At 69.6% G+C, this 20,594-nt stretch carries 24 protein-coding genes and 1 tRNA gene; 12 read left to right on the top strand and 13 right to left on the bottom strand.

Going from position 1 to position 20,594, the window contains the following annotated elements; all coding sequences use genetic code 11:
- Positions 1 to 43 precede the first annotated feature (43 nt).
- The 5 genes from rph to ASD62_RS19405 all read left to right on the top strand — a co-directional run bounded on the left by rph (position 44) and on the right by ASD62_RS19405 (position 2,569).
- Positions 44 to 817 carry a ribonuclease PH gene (gene rph / locus ASD62_RS19425; RefSeq protein ID WP_056917835.1) on the top strand — a complete coding sequence of 258 codons (774 nt, stop codon included), beginning with the start codon at positions 44 to 46 and terminating at the stop codon, positions 815 to 817.
- The gene (rdgB, locus tag ASD62_RS19420; RefSeq protein WP_056917834.1) at positions 814 to 1,422 is read left to right on the top strand and encodes an RdgB/HAM1 family non-canonical purine NTP pyrophosphatase; all 609 of its coding nucleotides are present in this window, start codon (positions 814 to 816) and stop codon (positions 1,420 to 1,422) included. The genes rph and rdgB overlap by 4 nt, the downstream gene beginning before the upstream one ends.
- 19 nt (positions 1,423 to 1,441) lie before the next feature.
- A tRNA-Leu gene (locus tag ASD62_RS19415) sits at positions 1,442 to 1,526 on the top strand.
- A 129-nt stretch (positions 1,527 to 1,655) separates the two neighbouring features.
- Complete coding sequence (locus tag ASD62_RS19410; protein ID WP_235530800.1) at positions 1,656 to 2,288, top strand: DUF1684 domain-containing protein; 633 nt, start codon at positions 1,656 to 1,658, stop codon at positions 2,286 to 2,288.
- Complete coding sequence (locus ASD62_RS19405; protein WP_056917833.1) at positions 2,285 to 2,569, top strand: Ada metal-binding domain-containing protein; 285 nt, start codon at positions 2,285 to 2,287, stop codon at positions 2,567 to 2,569. The genes ASD62_RS19410 and ASD62_RS19405 overlap by 4 nt, the downstream gene beginning before the upstream one ends.
- A gap of 106 nt (positions 2,570 to 2,675) precedes the next feature.
- Here ASD62_RS19405 and ASD62_RS19400 read toward each other — a convergent pair whose 3' ends face one another.
- Positions 2,676 to 4,229 carry a S53 family peptidase gene (locus ASD62_RS19400; protein WP_157581649.1) on the bottom strand — a complete coding sequence of 518 codons (1,554 nt, stop codon included), beginning with the start codon at positions 4,227 to 4,229 and terminating at the stop codon, positions 2,676 to 2,678.
- Positions 4,230 to 4,371: 142 nt separating this feature from the next.
- Between ASD62_RS19400 and ASD62_RS19395 the strand changes: the two genes are divergently transcribed.
- Entirely contained in the window at positions 4,372 to 5,721 is a 1,350-nt protein-coding gene (locus ASD62_RS19395) for a CoA transferase (protein ID WP_082581096.1), read from the top strand.
- Here ASD62_RS19395 and ASD62_RS19390 read toward each other — a convergent pair.
- The 4 genes from ASD62_RS19390 to ASD62_RS19375 are packed head-to-tail and all read right to left on the bottom strand — an operon-like array spanning position 5,718 to position 8,251.
- Positions 5,718 to 6,467 carry an energy-coupling factor ABC transporter ATP-binding protein gene (locus tag ASD62_RS19390; protein WP_056917831.1) on the bottom strand — a complete coding sequence of 250 codons (750 nt, stop codon included), beginning with the start codon at positions 6,465 to 6,467 and terminating at the stop codon, positions 5,718 to 5,720. The two genes, ASD62_RS19395 and ASD62_RS19390, sit on opposite strands and share 4 nt — an antisense overlap.
- On the bottom strand, positions 6,464 to 7,225 hold the full coding sequence (gene cbiQ, locus ASD62_RS19385; protein ID WP_056917830.1) for a cobalt ECF transporter T component CbiQ: 762 nt from the start codon (positions 7,223 to 7,225) through the stop codon (positions 6,464 to 6,466). The genes ASD62_RS19390 and cbiQ overlap by 4 nt, the downstream gene beginning before the upstream one ends.
- Before the next feature lies 1 nt (position 7,226).
- Positions 7,227 to 7,565, bottom strand: coding sequence for a PDGLE domain-containing protein (locus ASD62_RS20400; RefSeq protein ID WP_056917829.1), 339 nt, complete (start codon positions 7,563 to 7,565; stop codon positions 7,227 to 7,229).
- Positions 7,562 to 8,251: an energy-coupling factor ABC transporter permease gene (locus tag ASD62_RS19375; protein WP_056917828.1), complete on the bottom strand. Its 690-nt coding sequence runs from the start codon at positions 8,249 to 8,251 to the stop codon at positions 7,562 to 7,564. The genes ASD62_RS20400 and ASD62_RS19375 overlap by 4 nt, the downstream gene beginning before the upstream one ends.
- Before the next feature lie 163 nt (positions 8,252 to 8,414).
- Here ASD62_RS19375 and bcp point away from each other — a divergent pair, with 163 nt between their 5' ends.
- The 3 genes from bcp to ASD62_RS19360 all read left to right on the top strand — a co-directional run bounded on the left by bcp (position 8,415) and on the right by ASD62_RS19360 (position 9,603).
- Complete coding sequence (gene bcp, locus ASD62_RS19370; protein ID WP_056917827.1) at positions 8,415 to 8,885, top strand: thioredoxin-dependent thiol peroxidase; 471 nt, start codon at positions 8,415 to 8,417, stop codon at positions 8,883 to 8,885.
- Positions 8,886 to 8,969: 84 nt separating this feature from the next.
- Complete coding sequence (locus ASD62_RS19365) at positions 8,970 to 9,239, top strand: DUF3618 domain-containing protein (protein ID WP_056917826.1); 270 nt, start codon at positions 8,970 to 8,972, stop codon at positions 9,237 to 9,239.
- Between the two features lie 64 nt (positions 9,240 to 9,303).
- Positions 9,304 to 9,603 (top strand): co-chaperone GroES, encoded by a 300-nt coding sequence (locus ASD62_RS19360; protein ID WP_200947851.1) that lies wholly within the window; start codon positions 9,304 to 9,306, stop codon positions 9,601 to 9,603.
- Here ASD62_RS19360 and ASD62_RS19355 read toward each other — a convergent pair.
- From ASD62_RS19355 to ASD62_RS21065, 3 genes are all read right to left on the bottom strand, one after another.
- On the bottom strand, positions 9,594 to 10,094 hold the full coding sequence (locus ASD62_RS19355) for a rhodanese-like domain-containing protein (protein ID WP_235529286.1): 501 nt from the start codon (positions 10,092 to 10,094) through the stop codon (positions 9,594 to 9,596). The two genes, ASD62_RS19360 and ASD62_RS19355, sit on opposite strands and share 10 nt — an antisense overlap.
- Positions 10,091 to 10,576, bottom strand: coding sequence for a hypothetical protein (locus ASD62_RS19350; protein WP_056917825.1), 486 nt, complete (start codon positions 10,574 to 10,576; stop codon positions 10,091 to 10,093). The genes ASD62_RS19355 and ASD62_RS19350 overlap by 4 nt, the downstream gene beginning before the upstream one ends.
- Positions 10,577 to 11,114: 538 nt before the next feature.
- Positions 11,115 to 11,288 (bottom strand): TraR/DksA family transcriptional regulator, encoded by a 174-nt coding sequence (locus tag ASD62_RS21065; RefSeq protein WP_369796252.1) that lies wholly within the window; start codon positions 11,286 to 11,288, stop codon positions 11,115 to 11,117.
- 497 nt (positions 11,289 to 11,785) lie between these two features.
- Between ASD62_RS21065 and ASD62_RS19345 the strand changes: the two genes are divergently transcribed.
- The 3 genes from ASD62_RS19345 to ASD62_RS19335 all read left to right on the top strand — a co-directional run bounded on the left by ASD62_RS19345 (position 11,786) and on the right by ASD62_RS19335 (position 15,165).
- Positions 11,786 to 12,697 carry an AraC family transcriptional regulator gene (locus ASD62_RS19345; RefSeq protein ID WP_157581648.1) on the top strand — a complete coding sequence of 304 codons (912 nt, stop codon included), beginning with the start codon at positions 11,786 to 11,788 and terminating at the stop codon, positions 12,695 to 12,697.
- A gap of 345 nt (positions 12,698 to 13,042) precedes the next feature.
- Complete coding sequence (locus ASD62_RS19340; RefSeq protein WP_056917823.1) at positions 13,043 to 14,047, top strand: sensor histidine kinase; 1,005 nt, start codon at positions 13,043 to 13,045, stop codon at positions 14,045 to 14,047.
- 350 nt (positions 14,048 to 14,397) lie between these two features.
- Entirely contained in the window at positions 14,398 to 15,165 is a 768-nt protein-coding gene (locus ASD62_RS19335) for a hypothetical protein (RefSeq protein ID WP_056917822.1), read from the top strand.
- An 876-nt stretch (positions 15,166 to 16,041) separates the two neighbouring features.
- On the opposite strand, the gene ASD62_RS19325 is transcribed toward ASD62_RS19335, so the two are convergent.
- The 5 genes from ASD62_RS19325 to ASD62_RS19305 all read right to left on the bottom strand — a co-directional run bounded on the left by ASD62_RS19325 (position 16,042) and on the right by ASD62_RS19305 (position 20,512).
- Entirely contained in the window at positions 16,042 to 16,521 is a 480-nt protein-coding gene (locus ASD62_RS19325; protein ID WP_056917820.1) for a DUF6069 family protein, read from the bottom strand.
- An 83-nt stretch (positions 16,522 to 16,604) separates the two neighbouring features.
- The gene (locus tag ASD62_RS19320) at positions 16,605 to 17,015 is read right to left on the bottom strand and encodes a MarR family winged helix-turn-helix transcriptional regulator (RefSeq protein ID WP_056917819.1); all 411 of its coding nucleotides are present in this window, start codon (positions 17,013 to 17,015) and stop codon (positions 16,605 to 16,607) included.
- A 1,010-nt stretch (positions 17,016 to 18,025) separates the two neighbouring features.
- Entirely contained in the window at positions 18,026 to 18,652 is a 627-nt protein-coding gene (locus tag ASD62_RS19315; protein ID WP_082581095.1) for a hypothetical protein, read from the bottom strand.
- A 65-nt stretch (positions 18,653 to 18,717) separates the two neighbouring features.
- The gene (locus tag ASD62_RS19310) at positions 18,718 to 19,533 is read right to left on the bottom strand and encodes a PRC and DUF2382 domain-containing protein (RefSeq protein WP_056917817.1); all 816 of its coding nucleotides are present in this window, start codon (positions 19,531 to 19,533) and stop codon (positions 18,718 to 18,720) included.
- Between the two features lie 121 nt (positions 19,534 to 19,654).
- Positions 19,655 to 20,512 carry a hypothetical protein gene (locus ASD62_RS19305; RefSeq protein WP_082581074.1) on the bottom strand — a complete coding sequence of 286 codons (858 nt, stop codon included), beginning with the start codon at positions 20,510 to 20,512 and terminating at the stop codon, positions 19,655 to 19,657.
- Between the last annotated feature and the right edge of the window lie 82 nt (positions 20,513 to 20,594).

The following is a 20,594-nucleotide window of genomic DNA, read 5'->3' as shown; positions in this document are numbered from 1 at the left end:
TCCACCCTAGGACGGCCCACCGACGACGGTTAGCCTTGCGGGCGTGACTGACTCCACCGCCTCGACCCCGCAGGCCCGCCACGACGGCCGCACCCCCGACCAGACCCGCGAGGTGCGCATCACCCGCAACTGGCTGGACCACGCCGAGGGCAGCGTGCTCGTCGAGTTCGGCCGCACCCGCGTCCTGTGCGCCGCGTCGTTCACCGAGGGCGTCCCGCGCTGGCTCAAGGGCAAGGGCAGCGGCTGGGTCACCGCGGAGTACGAGATGCTGCCGCGCTCGACCAACACCCGCTCGGACCGCGAGTCCCGCAAGGGCAAGGTGGGTGGCCGCACCCACGAGATCAGCCGCCTCATCGGCCGCAGCCTGCGCGCCGTCATCGACACCCAGGCCCTCGGCGAGAACACCATCGTCCTGGACTGCGACGTGCTGCAGGCCGACGGTGGGACCCGCACGGCCGCGATCACCGGTGCGTACGTCGCGCTCGTCGACGCCATCGAGGACGCGCGGGCCAAGGGCCTCATCGCCAAGAACGCGCAGCCGCTCACCGGTTCGCTCGCCGCCGTCTCGGTCGGCATCGTCAAGGGCCAGGCCGTCATCGACCTCGACTACCCCGAGGACTCGACCGCCGAGACCGACATGAACGTGGTCATGACCGGCGACGGACGGTTCATCGAGGTGCAGGGCACCGCGGAGGCCGAGCCGTTCGACCGCGACATGCTCAACGCGTTGCTGGACAAGGCCACCCAGGGCTGTGCCGACCTGACCGTCAAGCAGCAGGAGGCGCTCGCCGCCACCCCGCGGGAGCGTCAGCAGTGACCCGCGTCGTCCTCGCCACCCGCAACGACCACAAGGTCGTCGAGCTCCGCGCCATCCTCGCCGACGTCGTCGACGAGCTCGGCCTCGAGATCGTCGGTGCCGGCGACTTCCCCGGGGCCCCCGACGTCGTCGAGGACGAGGTGACGTTCGAGGGGAACGCACGGCTCAAGGCGCAGGCGCTCGCCGACTTCACCGGGCTGCCGTCGCTCGCCGACGACTCCGGGCTGGCCGTGGAGGTCCTCGGCGGGGCGCCCGGCATCTTCTCCGCGCGCTGGGCCGGCCGCCACGGCGACGACGTCGCCAACCTCGAGCTGCTGCTCGCCCAGGTGTCCGACGTCAAGGACGAGCACCGTGCGGCGGCGTTCGTGTGCGCTGCGGTGCTGGCCCTGCCTGACGGGACGCTGCGCTCGACCGAGGGGCGGATGGCCGGCTCGTTGGCGCGGGAGCCCAAGGGGGACAACGGTTTCGGGTACGACCCCGTGCTGGTCGTCGAGGGCGACACCCGGCACGCGGCAGAGCTCTCGCCCGAGGAGAAGAACGCGATCTCCCACCGTGGCAAGGCCTTCCGTGCCATGGTCCCGCACCTGCGTGACCTGCTCGGCTGACGACGTAGACTTCCGGCGCGCGCAAGTGGCGGAATCGGCAGACGCGCCAGCCTTAGGAGCTGGTGCCTTCGGGCGTGCGGGTTCAAGTCCCGCCTTGCGCACCACGAGGTAGCCCGCGGAGGATCCGACCGGGCGCGTGCCCCCCCACCCGCGCATTGGGTGCCCAGACGGTCGGAGTTCCGACCGTCTGGGCACCCAATGCCAAGCCTGGCGGCGGTCCCTAGGATCGGTGGGTGGACGACATCGAGGACGCGCAGGACCTGCCCAGCAAGAACGCGCTCGACACGGCGTCCTGGCGACGCGAGGTGCACGCCCTCTACCTCGCGATCCGTGCAGAACCCGACCCGGCGACGGCCCACGCGCTCTGGGTCGGGACGAGGTCGCGGCTGTTCCTCGAGCACCCCGCGTCACCCCGGCGCGAGGGGCAGAGCCTGCGCCACGCGCCCTACGACCCGGCGTTCCGGTTCGTCGTGCCGGTGGAGCCGGCGGAGCAGGAGCCGTGGGAGTTCCGGTCCGCGACCGACGGGGTGGTGCCGTTCCGCGGCGCCGGCCGGGTGGCGCTGGACGGGTTGGGCACCCTCGACCTGTGGTGGCTGGACTCCTACGGCGGTGGACTGTTCCTCCCGGTGCGCGACGGCTCGGCCGGGCAGGAGACGTATGGCGCCGGCCGGTACCTCCTCGACACCGTCAAGGGCACCGACCTGGGCCGCGACGGCGAGGACCGCTGGATGGTCGACCTCAACTTCGCCTACAACCCGTCCTGCGTCTACGACTACCGCTGGGTCTGTCCCCTCGCCCCCGCCGCCAACCGGTTCGAGGCCCGTGCGGCAGTGGGGGAGCTGCTCCCCGAGGGGTACGACGCATGACCTGGTGGCTGACCGGTCCCGACGGCCAGCCGCACGAGAGCGACGTCCCGGGGACGATGGGTGGCAACCGCCGCGCCCGGATCTACGGCCGGCTCGACTGCCCGTCCGCGCTGCGGGCGATCAGTCGTGGGGGATACGTCGCCCACCGGGTCTTCTTCGCCGACGCCGCCGCTGCCGTGGCGGCCGGTTACCGCCCCTGCGGCACCTGCCTCCGCGCCGACTACAAGGCCTGGAAGCTGACCAAGGCGGCCGTGCCCCGACTCGGAGTGGCACGCCCGTGAGACCCGAAGGACCCCGGGACCTGGTGGTCCCGGGGTCTCGGTGCGGGGGTCTGTCAGAACGTCCCGCCGTCTGGGGCCGGCTGCGGCCTGAGCCGCTGTCCGGTGGTCAGGGTGTCGCGGTGAGCGCGGCCACGTAGCCCGCGGCCTTGGGGCTGCCCCACCCGGTGGTGAGGTCGTAGCCCGCCGTCGTCGGCAGGCCGGCCACGGGTCCGGGGGAGACGAAGCCGTCGGGACCGGTCTCCCACATCCGGTTGTCCTTGAGCACGCCACTGGGGGCGGTGCCGTAGGTGTGCACGACGATGTCGCTGAACGCGCTCGCCCTCGGGAACCCCGCCGCGTAGATGGCTTCGTTGAGGTTGCCGATGCCACCCTTGCCCGCCGCCTTGCGTGAGGCGTTGGCGATGGCGGTGAGAGCTGCGACCTGCGGCGACGACGACGAGGTGCCGCCGAAGACACCCCATGCCGGCGGACCCTCGATGCTCGGGAAGTAGGTGTGGTAGACGAGCACGCCTCCGTTGACGGCTGCGTTCCAGGCCACGTCCGGGACACCGCGGCGGTTGCCGACGACTCCTGCCACGGTCGACTGGTAGCTCGGCCGCGGGTAGGCGCTGGAGAGGCCACCACCAGTGCCGATGGAGGCCCAGCTCTCGTTCCAGACTGCTTCGCTGCTGCCGCCCACGGTCCAGGCCCAGTAGAGCGGGTTGCGGCTGCCGTCGTCATTGAACGGCTTGTCCTGCGTCGGGTTCCACGTCCAGCCGGACTGGACCTGGGTGCCGCCGACCGAGGTGACGTACGGCGAGGAGTTCGGGTAGCTGACCGAGGGGTGGTCGACCGTCGCGGTCGCCTTGTGTGCCCGGCTGACCCCCAGCGAGCCGTCATCCCCGGAGGAGGCGAAGAACGTGTCGTGCTTGGCGAGCCCGCGCTTGAACGTCGCGTCGAACTTGGCGAACTGCGCACTTGCCGAGGCGCCGCCGAAGGCTTCCTCGCTGGTGCCGAAGGACATCGAGAACACGGTGCCTGACGGATACCTCGCGATGGCCCAGTCGATCGCCTTCATGAAGTTCGGCATGCCCTGTACGCCCTGGGTCTCGGCAACGGGGGTGCCGATGAGCACGATGTGCGCCTTGGGGGCGATGGCGTAGGCCCACTGGACGTCGAGGTTCGCCTCGCCCGCCCAGCCGTCGGCGGAGGTCGGTCCAGCCGTGCCGGAGCCGTTCCCGGTGGCGCTCTTGTAGTCGACCTTGCCGATGGGGAAGACGGCCTCGAAGTCGGGGGTGGGCCCGTGGAAGGTGCTGGCGAAGAAGTTGACGTCGTTGGCGGCGGTCGGGCTCCCGTACGAGTCCACCAGCACGATGGTCTGTCCGGCGCCGTCCGTGGTCGATGCCGTGAGGGGCGCGAGTCCGTAGAAGGCGCGGATCTGGTCGGGCGTGTAGCAGTGGATCGTCGTCGAGACCCGGCCGTCCGGTGCAGGGCGGGTGCAGGATGCGGGATCAGCGGCCGCCGAGGCTGCGGAGGCCGCGTGGAAGGCGCTCTCCGGGGCTCGGGCGGACAGCCCGGTGCCGGGAGAGGTCGGGGTGGTGGTGCTCGCCAGTGCGGGTACGCCGGCTGCCAAGCCCAGGCATCCGGCCACAGCCGCCGCCAGACCTAGTCGAAGGGTCATCGTGTGCTCCCATGCTTGATCAACAGGACGGGTGGTCCCGCGGGTCACGATGGGGCCCACGGGTCGGTAGCGGGACCGCTCAAAGGACGGTCTGCACCCATGACATCTGTCATGGGTGGTGCCCGGCCCTACGCTCGAGGACGTGAACCCGTTGCTGCGGCAGGTCCTTCCCGTCCTCGGACTCGATGAGGCGTATGCCGCCGACCACCTCGACCTCCGAGCCGGCAACGCGTTGCCCTCGGCCCTCCCGGTCAACACCCTGGCCTGTGGCTCGGTCGCTGCGGCCGGGCTCGCGGGGCTGGCCCTGCGTGGTGAGGGGCCAGGTGACCGGGTGTCCGTCGACCCCCTCCAGGTGTCGGTGGCGTTCCGGGGAGACCAGCTGGGCGCCGCAGACGGGTCCGTGGTGAGCGGTTTCGCGCCCCTGTCCGGGTTCTTCCGGGCCCGTGACGCGTGGGTGCGGACCCACGCCAACTACCCGCACCACCGGGCGCGCCTGCTCCGGGCGCTCGCCCTCCCCGAGTCGGCCGGTCGGGACGAGGCAGCCGCGGCGATCGCGGAACGGTCCGCGCAGGAGGTCGAGGACACCGTCACGGCCGACCACGGGATCGCGGTGCGGGTGCGTCCCCTCACCGAGTGGATGGCGTCCGAGCAGGCCGTCGCGGTGGCGAGGCACGACGTCCTCGCCGTCGTCCGCACTCGCGAGGCCGGCGTCATACCGGTGCCGGACCGTCCCCGCGTCCTCGACCTGACGCGTGTCATCGCGGGTCCGGTCGCCACGCGCACCCTGGGGTTCCTGGGTTGCGACGTGCTGCGCGTCGACAGCCCGCACCTGCCGGAGATCGAGGCCCAGCACCTCGAGACGGGCGCCGGGAAGCGGTCGACGCTCGTGGACCTGCACGACACCCGTGCCCGTCAACGGTTCCACGAGCTGCTCGACGGCGCGGACGTGCTCGTCACGGGCTACCGGCCGGGTGCCCTGGAGGTGTTCGGGCTGCACCCCGACGAGCTGGCGCGCTCCCACCCGGCCCTCGTCGTCGCCTCCCTGTCGGCGTGGACGCCGGACGGACCGTGGGGCGGGCGCCGGGGATTCGACAGCATCGTGCAGGCGGCCACCGGTGTCGCGCTCATCGAGTCGGTGGACGGCGAGACCCCCGGTGCCCTTCCGGCCCAGGCGCTGGACCACGCGACGGGGTACCTGCTGGCCGCGGGAGTCCTCGCCGCCTTGAGGAGCCGTGCCGAGGTGGGCGGCACGTGGCGCGTGTCCGCGCACCTGGCGCGGACTGCGCACTGGCTCCTGCAGACCGACGCGCTCGACGGACCCGCGGCCGGGATCGGGGACCCGTCGCCGTGGACCGTCGCGACCTCGACACCGGACGGGACCGTCCTGCAGCCGAGACCGGCGTTCCGGCTCGGTGACGGACCGATCGAGTTCACGCACCCCGCGCACCGGTGGGGGACCGACGACGCCACCTGGTCGGACGGAAGGGCCTAGGGGGCAGGGATCGTCCGGGGGTCGAACCCGAACGGCAGCTCGAGCCGGTGCGCGGCCATCAGCGCGTCGTCGGTGAGCACCTCGCGGGTCGCGTCGTCGGCGACGATGACGCCGTCCGAGAGGACGACGGACCGCGGGCAGAGCTCGTACGCGTACGGGAGGTCGTGCGTGACCATCAGCACCGTCACGTCGAGGGACCGGATGATGTCGGCGAGCTCGCGTCGGGAGGCCGGGTCGAGGTTCGAGGACGGCTCGTCGAGGACGAGCACCTCGGGCTCCATCGCGAGGACGGTGGCGACGGCGACGCGTCTGCGCTGGCCGAACGACAGGTGGTGCGGTGGCCGGTCGATGAAGTCGACCATGCCGACGCGGTCGAGGGCGTCGAGCACCCGACGCTCCAACGCCTGCCCGCGCAGGCCGAGGTTCGCCGGGCCGAACTCCACGTCGGCCCGGACCGTCGGCATGAAGAGCTGGTCGTCGGGGTCCTGGAACACCACACCGACGCGCCTGCGGATCTCCATGAGGTTGTCACGCGTGACCGGGAGCCCCGACACGGCGACCGATCCTGCTCCGGCAGTGAGGATCCCGTTCAGGTGCAGGACCAGGGTGGTCTTGCCCGCGCCGTTGGGGCCGAGGAGCGCGACCCGTTCCCCGCGGTGGACGTGGAGGTCCACACCGAACAACGCCTGGTGCCCGTCGGGATAGGCGAACGCCAGTCCCTTGACGTCGAGAACCGGTGTGCTCACAGCGCCACCGCCGCGAGGAGGGTGAGCACCGCGATGCCCGGTATGGCGCCCGCGACCCGCCACTGCGCCGGTGTCGCCGTCAGGGGGTGCGTCACGGGGAGCTGCCCCTGGTAGCCGCGCGCCAGCATGGCCAGGTGCACGCGTTCGCCTCTCTCGTAGGACCGGATGAACAACGCGCCTGCGGTCGAGGCCAGGGCGGGCCAGGCCCGGACGGACCGGGCCTGGAAACCGCGTGACTCGCGAGCGATCCGCATCCGGGCGAGCTCGCCGGTGACGACCTCGAGGTAGCGGACCATGAAACCCATGATCTGGACGAGCAGGCTGGGCAGCCGCAGCTTCTCCAGCCCCGCGACGACGTGGCGGGGCTCGGTCGTGGTGGCGACGACGAGGGACGCCATCACCCCGAGGGTGCCCTTCGCGAGCAGGGCCCACGCGGACTCCAGCCCCGGTCGCGACAGGTCGAGCGGCCCGACCGAGACGGTCGGGCCGGTGGCCACGAACGGCACGAGCAGGGCGAACACCACGAACGGCGTCTCGACCACCATCCGCTTGGCGAAGTAGCCGAAGGGCACCCTGCTCGAGCGCTGGGCGACCAGCACGAGCAGGAGGTGGACGCCATACGCCCAGTAGGCGGTGCGCGGGGTAAGGACCACCGCCACGACGAAGGTGAGCAGCGTGACGAGCTTGACGTGCGCGGGGAGGTGGTGGACCCGGGAGTGCCCGTGGAAGTGCAGGTGGTGACCGTGGCCGGCGCCCACCTCAGTCGCCGTGCTGGTCGTGCCCGCGGCGACGGAGCACCGTGAACAGTCCGAAGGCGAGGGCGCCCACGACGGCGACCCCGACGACACCGGCGATGCCGCCCGAGAGGCCCGCGTCACCGATCCCGTGGGTGGCGTACCCCGCGAACGGCGAGCCGCTGGTTGCGTGCCCCTTCTCGCTGGCCAGGAATCCCTTCTCGCCCGCGACGAACATGAGTCCGTCGGGGTGGCTGGAGGCGTAGTAGGAGACCACGCCGGCCAGGAACAGAGAGACCAGGACGCCGACCACGACGAGCGTGCGGGTGGAGAGGCGGTGGTGGGACGAGCGGGGCGACGTCACGCCGACACCGCCGTCCGGATGGTCAGCTCGCGTTGCGCGAGAAGGGGCTTCGCGCCGTGGACCAGGTCGGGGCGCGTGAGGACGATGCTCGCGACGGCCAGGGCCGTGATGAGGGCCTCCCCGATGCCGATGACGACGTGCACGCCGACCATCGCGGTGGCGACCGTGGAGAAGGGCACGTCGGCGTTGCCGCCGAGGGCGAAGAGGACGGAGAAGCCCAGGGCAGCGGTGGGGACGGAGACGAGGGCGCCGAGGGCCGCGGCCGGCACCACCATCGCGGTGCGCTTGGGCAGCACGGCCTGGACGAGCTTGAAGACGCCCCAGCCGACCCAGACGCCGACGATGCCCATGAGCGTGATGTTGGTGCCGAGGGCCGTGATGCCGCCGTCGGCCATGAGGATCGCCTGGACGATGAGGACGACGGTGATCGCGAGGGTGGCGGTGAAGGGACCCACCAGCACCGCTGCCAGGGCCCCTCCCAGCAGGTGCCCGGAGGTGCCTGCGGCGATGGGGAAGTTGATCATCTGGGTGGCGAAGACGAACAGGGCCACGAGGCCGGCGAGGGGGGCGGTGCGGTCGTCGAGCTCCCGCCGCGCGCCGCGCAGGGCGACGCCCACGGCGGCCACCGCCACGACCGCGGTCCCGACCGAGGTCGGTGCGTCGAGGAAACCATCGGGGACGTGCACGGGTGCTCCTGCCTGCCGGGGGTGCTGCGGCCGCTGCTGGGATAGGTTTGCCGCAGACCGATCATCACTCTATTGCAAACAGTTCGCAATTACCGGATCGGTCCGGGTCGCTTCCACCCGAAGCCGACCTCGCACCACCGACCCCGTGAGGAGCACCGCGACCGTGAGCGAACGACTGAGCCCCGGCGACGCCGCCCCCGACTTCACCCTGCCCGACGACCAGGGCGGCGAGGTCTCGCTGTCCGGCCTGCGCGGACGCAAGGTCATCGTCTACTTCTACCCGGCCGCGATGACGCCCGGCTGCACGACGCAGGCCTGCGACTTCAGCGACAACATCAACACCCTCCGCGGCGAGGGCTACGAGGTGCTCGGCATCTCGCCCGACAGCCCGGCCAAGCTCGCGAAGTTCCGCGAGAAGGACGGCCTGTCCATCACCCTCCTGTCCGACGCGGACCGCGCCGTCATGGACGCGTACGCCGCGTTCGGCGAGAAGAAGCTCTACGGCAAGACTGTCGAGGGCGTCATCCGGAGCACGGTCGTCGTCGACGAGGAGGGCGTCGTCTCGCACGCCTTCTACAACGTCAAGGCCACCGGCCACGTGGCCAAGCTGCGGCGCGACCTCGGGCTCGACTGAGCGCCATACCGCTGCGCATCCCCCGGGCGCCCGCCTGACCCGATCACCGTGCCTGACCCGATCACCACCCGAGGAGCCATCGCCATGAGCGACCACCACGCCAGCAAGTCCGTGGAGCAGATCGAGGCCGAGATCGCCGCGGCCCGCGACCGCCTCGCCGGCACCGTCGACGAGCTCCACACCCGTACCGCCCCGCAGGAGATCGCCCGCCGCCAGGTGGCGTCCGCCAGGGAGAAGTTCACCGAGGCCACGCGGACGCCCACCGGCGAGCTGCGCACCGAGCGGGTGGCTGCGCTCGCGGCGGCGGCCGTCGCGCTGATCGGCCTCGGGGCCGCCCGCCGTCGTCGTGGCTGAACCCAACCCATCCGGCGGCCTGTCCGCCTCCTCCCGTGCGGCGGCCGACAGGTTGCCCATCCGCATGCTGCACGACCGCGTGCTGGTCTCCCTGGAGGGGGAGGGCGGCGAACGGCGGTCCGGCGGCGGCATCGTCATCCCCGCCACGGCGTCCGTGGGCAGGCGGCTGGCCTGGGCGACCGTCGTCGCCACCGGCCAGAACGTCCGCCAGGTCGAGGTGGGCGATCGGGTGCTGTTCGACCCCGAGGACCGGGCCGAGGTCGAGCTGCACTCCAAGGACTACGTGCTGCTCCGTGAGAAGGACCTGCACGCCGTGGCCGCGGCCCGCGTCAGCGAGGACGGCCAGACCGGCCTCTACCTCTGAGGCTCGACGGGCAGGCCGGCTTCGCGCCAGGCCCTGAACCCGCCGACCACGTCGGTGGAGCGGTGCACCCCGAGCCGCAGCAGCGCGTCCGCCGCCAGCGACGAGGTGAACCCCTCCTGGCACAGCACGAGCACCCGGGTCTCCCAGCCGGCCTGCGGCAGCCGCGCCTCGTGACGGGGGTCGAAGCGCCACTCGAGGACGTTGCGTTCGACGACCAGCGGCCCGAGGTGTGCGGCGACCTCGCCCTCGGCGGCCCGCTGCGCGGCAGGCCGGATGTCGACGAGGAGGGCCCTGCCGTGCAGGACCTCCTGGAAGGCCGCTCGGACGCTGATGCGGCGCAGCCGGCTGCGCGCGTCGGTGAGCTGGTCGTCGATCCCTGCATAGGCCGGCGCCTCCCAGCCGCGGGCGCGGGACGTGGCCGCGGGGTCGCTGAACAGGCGGGTCTCCCAGTGGACGTCGGACGTTCGGGGAGCCTCGGTCGTGATCGTCACCACTGCTCACCGGCCTTCTCGACGCCGGTGGCGTGCAGGGTGCCGTCGAGCAGCGCGTAGCGGGTCATCCCCCGCAGGGCGGGGGAGTACACGTGCACCGACAGGGCTGGCGTGTCGCCGAGGTTGTGGACGTCGTGGACGTGGTGGCTCCCGAACGAGCGGCCCTCGCCCTCGGTCAACAGCCGTTCGTGGGCGGTGCGCTGCGACCAGGAGTGCTCGGCAAGGGTCCCCTTGACGGTCAGGAACGCGCCCTCCGAGTCGAGGTGGTCGTGCCACCCGGTGGACGTCCCGACGGGCCAGCCGATCAGCCAGATCTCGAGGTGGTCGGTGGCGTCGAGGCGCTTCCAGGTGCGCTCGGGCGCGTCGAGGTCGACCAGCCGCTCGAGGTCCGGGTCGGTGGCGAACAGGGCGGCGGTGCGGAGCAGCTGGCTACGGGTGAAGCGGTTGATGCCGGGGGTCCCGGCGGTGGTGATTGCGGTCATGGTCCTTCTCCTGCGGGTGGGTCGTCATGGTCTGGGAGGTCGCGGGGGTCGCGGCGAGATGCGTGCGGTGGCAACACATTCGGGCCGTGTTCGAGCGACGACAGACCGATCCCTGGATCAGGAGCAGGTCGAGGTGGATGCGGCGGTATGCCGTGTGGCTGGCGGCCATGGAACGTCTCCGGTGGGTTCGGGCGACGCCGCGAAGAGGGCGTCGGGGCTGGTGCGGGCCGGGGTCAGGCGCAGCAGCAGCACCGCATGACGCTGCAGCACATGGAGCCCATGTGCGTGCGCATCACTGCGGTGGTCGAAGACATGCCACCAGTGGAGCACGGGTCGGTGGAACCCGTCCACGGTTTTCGGGGTGTGTCTCGCGTGACGGGACGAACCACCCGTGCTGGTCGTCCCCTCACCCGACCGGCGCCAGCTGGTCGCCGCCAGCTGGTCGCCGCCAGGTGGTCACTGCCAGCCGGTCGGCGCCAGCTGGTCGGCGCCAGCTGGTCGCCGCCAGCTGGTCACCGCCAGCCGGTCGGCGGCAGGGTCAGTGCGAGCGGCCCCGCGACGGCGGGCGCCGGAGGTTCGCACAGGCGAAGCAGGTGGTGGCGTTGGGGAGTGCCTCCAGCCGTTCCGCGCCGATGGGTTCGTTGCAGCTCTCGCAGAGCGTGGTCTGGGGCAGGTCCGGCACGTGTTCGTCTCCTTGGTGGACTCCTACCATCCCACGCGTTGGCACCGTCCCGCTGCACGGGCCCCGTGCGCTCCTCATGGCGTCGGCTTCGAGGACCGGCAGCCACGCCTCGATTTCTGATTGAAACAGAGATCCCTTATAGTTAGTGCACGAACTAATCGAGGGGAACGAGCTGACGGACTGATGCGAACGCGAGCCCTTGCTGGGCGCGCATCAGGTAGGTGGGCACGCACAGGGACGACCTCCACCCGCGATCCGTCGGCGACAGCTCCAGCAGACCGCGGACCCGATGGCGTCCTTCCGTGCTCCTGCTCGCACGACCGGCCCTGCAGGGGGCGCCAGGTCACTGGTGTTGGTCGTAACGTCACGCGACGAGCGCGTGCCGTCTGAAGAGGGGAGCGCACGAGGTGTCCAGTGCAGCACGCGATGACCACCCGGCTTGGGCGCAGGGTGAAGAGAACGCCACACCCGAGCCCGTGGGGGTGACGGTTCTGAGGGCGGTCTCGTCCGATGAGGCGGAGGACGTCGTGAGCAGGATCTTCCTGCCCAACCAGGTGCGCGCCCTCGAGCCGGGCCCGGTGAACATGAGCCTGGTCGCGATGCGAGTGGGTGCGACGACGGTTGGCCAGCTTGCCTACGGGCGCCACCTTCGTCTGCTCACGGACGAGGCCACGCACCTCCACGTCAACACACCTGTGAGCGGTTCCGTCGTCTCCCGCGCTGGTGGCTCCGAGCCCCTGACCACGACGAACAGGTCGGCGGCGGTCTTCGCCCCCGGTGCGCCAGCCGAGATCGAGTGGAGCGCGGATGCCGCGCAGCTGTGCGTCATGGTGCCCCATTCGACCCTCCAGGACGAACTCGAGGCGCTCGTGGACCGGGAGGTCAAGGAGCCGTTCAGGCTGCCGTTCCACATGAGCCTCGACACGTCCCAGGGCCGCGTGTGGCGCAGCATGGTGAACCTGCTCTCAGAAGAGCTTTCAACACGGGGACGGATGTTGTCCCACCCTGCCGCCGAACGCCAGGTGGAGAGGACGTTGATCGACGCCTTGCTGCTGGGACACGTGCAGAGCCACACCGAAGCGCTCGACCGCTCTGCCAGCCCCGTTCTCCCGTCCACCATCGCTCGTGCGGTCGAACTCCTCAACGATCACCCGGAAGAGGCATGGTCGACGACGACCCTGGCTCGGGCAGTTCACGTGAGCCTGCGTTCCCTGCAGAACGGCTTCATCCGCCACCTCGGCAAGCCACCGATGACGTACCTGCGCGAGCTGAGGCTCACCCGGATCCGGCAGGACCTGGAGGAGGCGAGCGTCATGACCACGACCGTGGAGAGCGTGGCCTACGCATGGGGGATGGTGCACATGGGCCGGTTTGCCGCCGCGTACCGACAGGCGTTCGGTGAGCTGCCATCGCAGACCTTGAAGCGACTGCCGGCCTAGGACCGCTCCGGCGAGGACGCCGGCGACAGCTCGGCGTGATCTGGCCACCGTCCTGCGCACTGCGGCTAGTCGAGCGGAGGTGGAGGCGATTACATGGTGACGGGTGTTCGGACGGAGCCCTGGTTCCAGCGGTTCGCGCGAGATGCGGACGGAGCGTGCTGCAAGGCAGTGGTCCGGACATCCGAGGTCGTGGCCGAGGGAGAACGGACTCGAACGAAGCCACCACAGGGTTGTCTGGCCCCCCGAACCACAACCCAGACAGCTCGGTGAGCGGTCCCGGGACACCCCAGCCCCCGGGACCGCTCCCCCCTCCAGATCGTGCCGCCCCGACGAACGAGGATACGGATGTTCGTGAACCGTCCGGACCAAGGCGTCTCGCCCTCGTGGGCTGGTGGCGAGGCTCTCGAGGGCGGCCATCGTCGTCCCCGGACGCATGACGGCTTTCGCCATGAGGCGTTCTTCTGCAAGGACGACGACCAGTTCCTTGCCGGGACACTCCCGTTCATCACGAACGGGACTGCCGCTGGGCAACCCGTACTGGTCGCGGTCGGCCCAGCCCGCGCAGAGCTGCTGCGCCGTGGTCTGGGGTCGAACGCGACCAAGGTTGAGTTCGTCGATCCGGCTGAGCTGACTGCCAACCCGGCCAGGATGATCCCGCGATGGCGCGCCTTCACCGATCTGCACCCCGGACAGGCCGTGCGTGGGATCGGTGAACCGATCTGGGCCGGCCGCCGACGCGATGAAGTCGCCGAATGCCAGATGCACGAAGCCTTGCTCAACATGGCGATCCACTCAGACACCCGCCTGTGGTTGATGTGCCCGTACGACACGGGGACGTTGTCCTCGGAGCTGCTGGCCGAGGCACAGCGATCGCATCCGGTCGTCATCGATGTCGAGCAGCACCGTGAGAGCACGGCCTTCGGCGGTGCCCACCACGTCGAGGCGCTCTTCGGCCGCGACCTGCCACTCGCGGCGGTGGTGGTCTCACGACGAGCCTTCGGAGCTCAGGACTACGTCGCGATCCGTGCGGACACGAGGGCACACGCCTTGTCTGCAGGCGTGGACGATGAGCGGGCTGCCGACCTCGCTCTCGCCGTGCACGAGGTTGCCGTGAACAGTGTCACGTACGGTCGGGGAACGGGCGAGCTGCGGATCTGGACCACCCGCGATGCTCTGGTCTGCGAGCTACGCAGCACCGGCCGGATCGTCGACCCCATGGTGGGGCGCCTCCCCCCTCCGGCGGACGACGAGAACGGCCGTGGACTGTGGATGGCCCACCAGCTCTGCGACCTCGTGCAGGTCCGCTCCGGCCCGGATGGCACCGCCGTCCGCATCCACACGTGGCTCTAGCAGCAGCGCCGGGTTGCCGGTCGAATCGCACCACATCGGTCCCTCCGCGCGGGGCGAGGCCGGTGCGATGACCGTTCTACGACTCCTTCTGTCCGATTTGCGCACACATGTTCAACGGACCCTGGTCGCCGCATGGTCGGCTGTGATGATTTCCGTGACGGAGCAGAGCGCGACCCGAGTCTCGGTGCGCGCCGACGTGAACGCATGAGTCTGACTTCAAGGAGGAGCGCTGCGGATGGGCAGTGTGAAAGGTGCGCCCGCGGCCGGCGGGCAGCTCGGCCGGCGGGTGTGCAAGCACCACGCAGTCTGGCGAGGGCAAGCCCCGCGCGAGTCCGAAAGGGCGGTGCGTCGTGCGGGATTCACCGGATAGGGCGGTCCGGACACCTGTCCGTCGGGAGATCACGTCGGCCCAGCTTGCGTCGCGCCTGGACAGCAGGCTCTACGACGAGCACCTCTCTGACCGCGACGTCGCAACCGGTTGTGACCGGGCCCGTCACTGGGGGCTCGCCAGCGTCATCGTCCGACCCGAAGACGTCCCGCTGGCGGCCGCCGAGCTGACCGGGTCCATGGTCGGGTGTACGACCGTGGTGGGCTGGAACGCCGACGACTCCGAGCCCATGCATCTCGAGGCGTCCCGCGACGAAGCCTGCCTGCTGGTGGCTGCGGGGGCCACTGAGGTGGGCCTGCTCGCCACCGCCCCCCGGCTCCGTGTGAACGCCGGCGCCCTGTTCAAGGAGACGCTCACAGGACTCGTCGACACCTTGACGCCCATGGGCGTTCGCGTGCGCCTCATTCTTGACACGGAATCCCTGACGGCCTCCGAAGTGCGCGATGCCTGCGACCTGGCGACAGCCGCGGGATCGGTGTGGATGGCGCAAGGCGGGTCCTGGCGCGGCAGGCGAGCCGACCTGCCCGAGGTACAGCTCATGAGGGAGGGGTTGCCGCGCAGCGTGCTGCTCAAGTGGACTGAACCGGTTCGACGATTGGAGACCCTGCTCTTGTGCATCGCCTTGGGCATCGACCGCTTCAACGGCGACGTCGAGGACCTCATGCAGACGGCGGTGCGGGCCGAATGGCTCGGACCGTTGACCATCCCGCAAGCCGGGGTGGACTTCTGAGCCCCCAGGGCAACGGTGGTCAGGCTGACCTCCGTTGTCGGAACGAAAGCGAATACGACAGGGGACGACGCGCCCGGATGGCGCAGCAGTCCAGCTCTGTGAGGGTGGCTGGCGTCCGGGCGTCGACGTTTCAGCTTGCTCTTCGCCGGGCTCGCAGCCAGACGGTCCCGGTGGCGGCGGCGCTGAGCGATGCCAGTACCCAGTCCGTTGGCCGACGTGCGGCTACACCGGCCAAGGCCCACGTCACCGTGCTGGAGTAACAGAGCGTCGACCTGGGGGCAGGGTTGGTCACGCGGGTCGACTCGGCTGCAAGCGCCCCCAGCCCGGTGACCGTGGCCGCTGCGAGAGCTCGACGACCCCGCGGGCTGGTCACTGGCCCTTCAGCCGCGACTAGCGCAGCGAGGTTGACTCCCGAGGCCGCCACCCCCCAGCCGGCAAGCATGCACATTGCCGGCACCGCCATGACCCTGTCAGCCGCGTCCAAGCCGGCTTCGACCTCGAGATAGCCGAGGCGTCGCCGAGCCACCTCGGCAGTTGCCGCACCACCAACAAGCGCCAGCTGCGCCACGCGGTAGCGCTTCGCGCGAATGGCCAGTGACCACAGGCCGGTCGCCCCGAACGATGCCGCTGGCAACCAACCCAGGGCGTCGACAGCAGTGGACCGCCAACGGTGTGGCAGCAACTGCCGGACAGGCAGTGCCAAGCTCGAGGCGAAGATTGGCAGCCAGATGATGAAGGTGGCACCGGTTGGCTGAACGACATCGGGCACGATCTCGTCCAGCTGGGAGCGCACCCGTTGGGGCAGCGTTGCAGGGAGAACTATTTGGGCGACAGCGGCCATAAGCGTGGCGACATCGCGGGCGGCTGATCGCGCTCTCACGCTGGGTCGCCTTGGACGACCGAGAGCAGGTCGGTGCGCCCGGGGGTCCGTCGAGGTGGCAGGGCCGGCGCCAGAGCGAGCACGACGGCTGCGAACACGACGAGGTGCATCGCCTCCAACCACCAGACCGCGGCCCCGGTAGCGGCCGCGGCCGGCGGGAGCAAAGACAGAGCCAACGCGAGGGCGGCCGCTCCCAGGAAGGCGGGTCGAGGTCTGGAGGTGAAGCGCGTCGTGAGGGATGCAGTGCCGAATGCGCCGGCGCCGGACAGGAAGACGATCACGAGGACGGCGCCGACGGTGACGTCCTGCGGGGCGCGGGTGCCGACCTGCACGTGAAGCGCCTGGCCGGTAGCCGTGGCGATAGCGAGCAGGGCAGTGGCACCCGCCGTGCCGACGGTCACGCCGGCCAAGGCCCTGACGGCCAGCCGCCGCCAAGTCGATCCGCCGCCGACGCGCTCCTCGAGTCCGGTGTGCATGATGCGTCCTTTCCGAAAGTCAATGCTGCCTAGGTTCATGGCTGAACTGAGCATCCATGGGGACAAGAGACTGAGCCCAGTTCTCAGCCTTTGAGGCGGTGCAGAAGCCTGACGAGCTCATGGAGCTCTTCGGTGGTTAGCGCGGCGAACTGGTCAGCGGCCCAACGGCGCTCGTCTGGAAGCAGTCGATCCACGACTGCGGCGCCGCGTGCCGTCAGGAACAGCCGGTTTGTGGCGCCGTCCGGAGTCCTCGTCACCAACGCGGCGCGCTCCAGCTGCGTCACCAACATCGACACGTTGCCCTTGGTGACCCCCAGGCGCGTGCCCAGCTCTCCCTGCGGCAGGCCGTCTGCCGAGCGGAGACGCACGAGCAGCTGGTACTTGGCCGGCGTCAGGTCCTCAGCCCGTAGGCGAGCTCCCGCGCTCTGCTTCATGCGGTGTGCCATCAACATCATCAACCCGACCGCCTCATGCTCGGGCTTGGCTCTCTCCATCCATCAATGTTCAGCCCTGAACTATGCCGAGTCAAGAGCCCCCTTCGGACGCCTCCCTTTCAGCGCGTCGCGGGCCGTCAAGGTAACGAACTCTGAGACGGGGTCTGGTCTTGGCACGGTAGAGACAACGATTTCGAGCGTGGAGGCGAAGAGTTGTCGTGCGTGGTCTGGGCATGGGTCCTCGTCACGCGGAGTCGCTCGTCATCGGTACATGAGGGGATGGTGACGAGTGGCTCCTGAGGGTCCTCCTGGGATCCAGCAGCGCACCCTGTCTCGAGGAACAGGGCGGGCGGGGGCACCGGGGCCGCGCTAGGACCATCGAGGATACCCGCGCGGCTCGGTCTGGATCGGGCCGGCGGCAGGCGGTGGTCACCGTCGCGTCAGGGGTCTCCCTTCGCCACGATCTCCGCAGCGCCTCCTGGTCGGGGCGCTTGGGACAGCCGCAGCGAAGCGCCCGAGCTCGCGAGGAGGGAGGGCGCTTAGCCGTGCAGCGTGACCAACTCCGCTGGATCCACGCAGGCCGGCCCGCGTTCAGGGGGCAGAAGACCCTCCGCGCAGTCGGGCTGGATGCTTGTGGTGCAACCAGTTGTCCCAAAAGAAAAGTACGGTGCTCAAGCGCGGCGCATCGTGATCAACGTCCTAGTTAGAAAAGGCGCTGCAGCGTATTCGGCAGGCGCGGGTGTCTCCCGTGCGTAGCCTCCGGCTTGCTCGACAGTTGCTGCCCCACGACGAGGTCGGCGGCGTGGGCCTCCCAGGCGGACAGATTTCTGAAGCGCCGGTCATGTGACCATGGCCGGCGCAACTGATCACGCAGGCATTTTGCGTGGTGTCGCCTCAAGCGGGTAGGGCGCTGGGGTTGGGAGGGCGTCGACGCCTTGGTCGGGGGCGTTCGTCCTTCCTGCGCATGTGTCGAAGATTCCGGTTTGGTACGCGCCGCCCGATACCAACGAGACGACCATGGTGGGTGGTAAAGCGAGGAACTGAGCCTTTCGGGGAAGCTTGTTCGAGGGTTAGGTGGCTGTGAGCCCGGCGCGGTCGACCTTGCGGTGATAACGCATGCCCGCGATCCCGCCGAGAATGGCACCCAGGAGCGTGGTGACCACCACAAGGACCAGGGCGATGAGCCCGACAGTCGTGAGATCGCCCTCGCCGACTGGAATCCTGGGGAAGCTGTTGACCTGCTCCAGGACGTTGTACTTCGCGCCTGCGACGGTGCCGGCAACAGCAACCAGGACGGCGATGAGCAATGCCCAGAGCCAAACGGCCACGCCTTGCTTGGCGCCACTGAACCTGGCCATCCGACCAGCGACGTACCCACCGCAGTAGTAGGCGACGAACAGAATGACCGCTAGGACGGCAGCCCCAGCCGCACCAAGGGCTGTGGGGTCCTGAGTGGCTGCTTGACCTGCGGTGGCCGGGTCCGTGCTGGTGGCCACTCCGACGGCGCCACCGGCTGCTGCCAGAGTCGCGGTGAGCATGACCGCCATACCTGTTGCGGTGAGCCACCCGAAGAAGGCAGAGCCGATCTTGATTCCGCCGAAGCGCTCTTTCTCCGCGGCGTGGACGTCACTGAGTGTGGTGTTGGAGCTGTGGTGCTCAAGTCGTTCGTCTGCACGGTGCTCGGGGGTGCTGCTCATCATGGGTTCCTTCCGACCGGGTGCTGGGGCCGGGCTTGATGCCGGCCCCAGCACCTCAGTAGTACTCAGTTGTTGCGGGCATTGACACCGTCGGTGTCGATCTGTTCCTTGCGGACCTCACCGGTGACGGTCTCCTGCTCGGTGACCTGCTGCTTGGAGAGCTTCACCCGCTCCACAGGCACCGCTTCGGTCTCGACCACGGGGCGCTCCTCGTGGAGGGTCACCTCGTGCTCCTCCTCAGAGATGTCGGGGCCGGATGTCGCGTCGCCGCGGTTGTCGTCGGTAATCGGCTCACGCTCGATCCGGACCTCCTCGCGAGTCACGGGGACGTTGACGGTTTGCTGCTCGGTCACGACGTACTTGCGAAGGCGCGCCCGGCCAGTTTCCTGCGTCTCGGTCCCGACCTTGAGCTGCTCCTCCGACCGCGTCATCGCGTCATCGGTGTTGGGTCCGGACGTGTCGTGCCCATCCGATCCGTCGCCGTAGGCGAGGTCGCGGGTGTCTCCGTGCCGGTCTGCGTCGGTCGTCTGTCCCGACGGAAGGCCGGAGTCGGACCGACGCTCGGAGTAGTCCAGGCCGTAGTGCTCGTACAGAGCCCGTTCCTCGTCCTGTGACAGGTGGTCGTTGCCGGTGTCGACGTTGGGGGCGTCCTTCACGGCGTCCTTGGCGAATGGGACGGTCAGCCCCTGGTCGGCGAACTCTGCCCCGGCCAGCGGGATGAAGCTCTCGTTGGTCCCGAACAGGCCTGTGTTGACCGTGACCCACTCGGGGCGGCCGGTTTCGTCGTCGAGGAAGACCTGGCCGGCGCGACCGATCTTGTCGCCCTCTGAGTCGTAGACGTCGGCCCCCGTCACCTGCGGGATGTCGTTCTCTGCGATCATGATGGAGCTCCACTTCATTGTGATGGGTTGGGGTCAGAGGGCGGGGGTCAGTTGTGAAGGCGGACCCCCGCCCCGGTCTCCCACCGTTCAGCCTGAGCGGCGGGAGGGCTCTATGCCGGTATCAGTTGCGCGGCGAACCCGCACCGGTGCCGTCGGCGCGGGTCGAGCCACCGGCGGAGGTCTGGTCATAGACGGTCGTGTCGTGGCCGATGTATGCGTCGCTGGTGCCACCTTGGGGGGACATGGTGGGGTCCTGCTCGTCGAGGCGTTCCTTGGCTGCGCGTGCCTGCTGGCTCGGCGAAGGGGCCTGACGCACCTGGTTGCGGATGGTGTCGGCCTCTGCGGCGGCCGTGTTGAGGTAGCCCTCCCAGCGTGACTGCATGGGCTTGATAAGGCCGCCCCCGACGCCGACGATGAGGATTCCGCTGATGGTGGCCAGAACGGCGATCAGGACCGGCAGGGTGACCGTGGTGGCGATGCCCACCTGGTTGAGTGCAGCAATGACACCCAGACCGATGATGAAGAAGGCGGCGATGTTGGCCAAGGTCTTGCCGTAGGACAGGCCGCCCAACGTGTTGGAGATCAGTTCGCGCACCGCGGTGGCGATCGCCGCAGTGACCACGATGATCACGATCGCCACGATGACCTTGGGCAGGAAGGCGATGACGCCAGTCAGCAGGTCACTGATGGGGTTGGGTCCGAATACCCCGAACGCCATCTGCAGCACGAAGAGAAGCAGTGCGTAGAACACGAGCTTGCCGACGATGTCAGAAGCGTCGTACTTGCTCTTGGACAGCGCCTTCTTGACGCCGCCACGCTCGACGGCGCGGTCGAAGCCGACGCGCTCGAGGAGCTTGTCGACAGCCTTGCCGATGAGCTTGGCGATGAAGTAGCCGATGATCAGGATGGCAAGGAAGGCCACCAGCTTGGGCACGAAAAGCGCGACGCTCCGTAGCGCGTCGTTGAGTGCTTGGGTCATTGAAGTCTCCCTTATGAGGTAAACGGACAATAAGAGACTTATGGACTAAGGCTGAAAGTGCAAACCGAATGGCCGCCTGACT

Origin of the sequence: Phycicoccus sp. Root563 (assembly GCF_001427915.1) — a bacterium.
In the GTDB taxonomy this organism is placed as follows: Bacteria; Actinomycetota; Actinomycetes; order Actinomycetales; family Dermatophilaceae; genus Pedococcus.
Note: the sequence above shows the minus strand (reverse complement) of the source record. Positions and strands in the feature narration are given on the sequence as shown.

What these genes read in the sequence shown, in the direction of transcription:
- ASD62_RS19305 (WP_082581074.1), bottom strand. Translation starts at nt 20,512, where the DNA reads ATGACCCAAGCACTCAACGACGCGCTACGGAGCGTCGCGCTTTTCGTG.
- ASD62_RS19400 (WP_157581649.1), bottom strand. Translation starts at nt 4,229, where the DNA reads ATGACCCTTCGACTAGGTCTGGCGGCGGCTGTGGCCGGATGCCTGGGC.
- ASD62_RS21065 (WP_369796252.1), bottom strand. Translation starts at nt 11,288, where the DNA reads ATGGTAGGAGTCCACCAAGGAGACGAACACGTGCCGGACCTGCCCCAG.
- ASD62_RS19340 (WP_056917823.1), top strand. Translation starts at nt 13,043, where the DNA reads ATGTTCGTGAACCGTCCGGACCAAGGCGTCTCGCCCTCGTGGGCTGGT.
- ASD62_RS19320 (WP_056917819.1), bottom strand. Translation starts at nt 17,015, where the DNA reads ATGGAGAGAGCCAAGCCCGAGCATGAGGCGGTCGGGTTGATGATGTTG.
- ASD62_RS19310 (WP_056917817.1), bottom strand. Translation starts at nt 19,533, where the DNA reads ATGATCGCAGAGAACGACATCCCGCAGGTGACGGGGGCCGACGTCTAC.
- ASD62_RS19405 (WP_056917833.1), top strand. Translation starts at nt 2,285, where the DNA reads ATGACCTGGTGGCTGACCGGTCCCGACGGCCAGCCGCACGAGAGCGAC.
- ASD62_RS19315 (WP_082581095.1), bottom strand. Translation starts at nt 18,652, where the DNA reads ATGAGCAGCACCCCCGAGCACCGTGCAGACGAACGACTTGAGCACCAC.
- ASD62_RS19360 (WP_200947851.1), top strand. Translation starts at nt 9,304, where the DNA reads ATGCTGCACGACCGCGTGCTGGTCTCCCTGGAGGGGGAGGGCGGCGAA.
- ASD62_RS19325 (WP_056917820.1), bottom strand. Translation starts at nt 16,521, where the DNA reads ATGCACACCGGACTCGAGGAGCGCGTCGGCGGCGGATCGACTTGGCGG.
- ASD62_RS19365 (WP_056917826.1), top strand. Translation starts at nt 8,970, where the DNA reads ATGAGCGACCACCACGCCAGCAAGTCCGTGGAGCAGATCGAGGCCGAG.
- ASD62_RS19350 (WP_056917825.1), bottom strand. Translation starts at nt 10,576, where the DNA reads ATGACCGCAATCACCACCGCCGGGACCCCCGGCATCAACCGCTTCACC.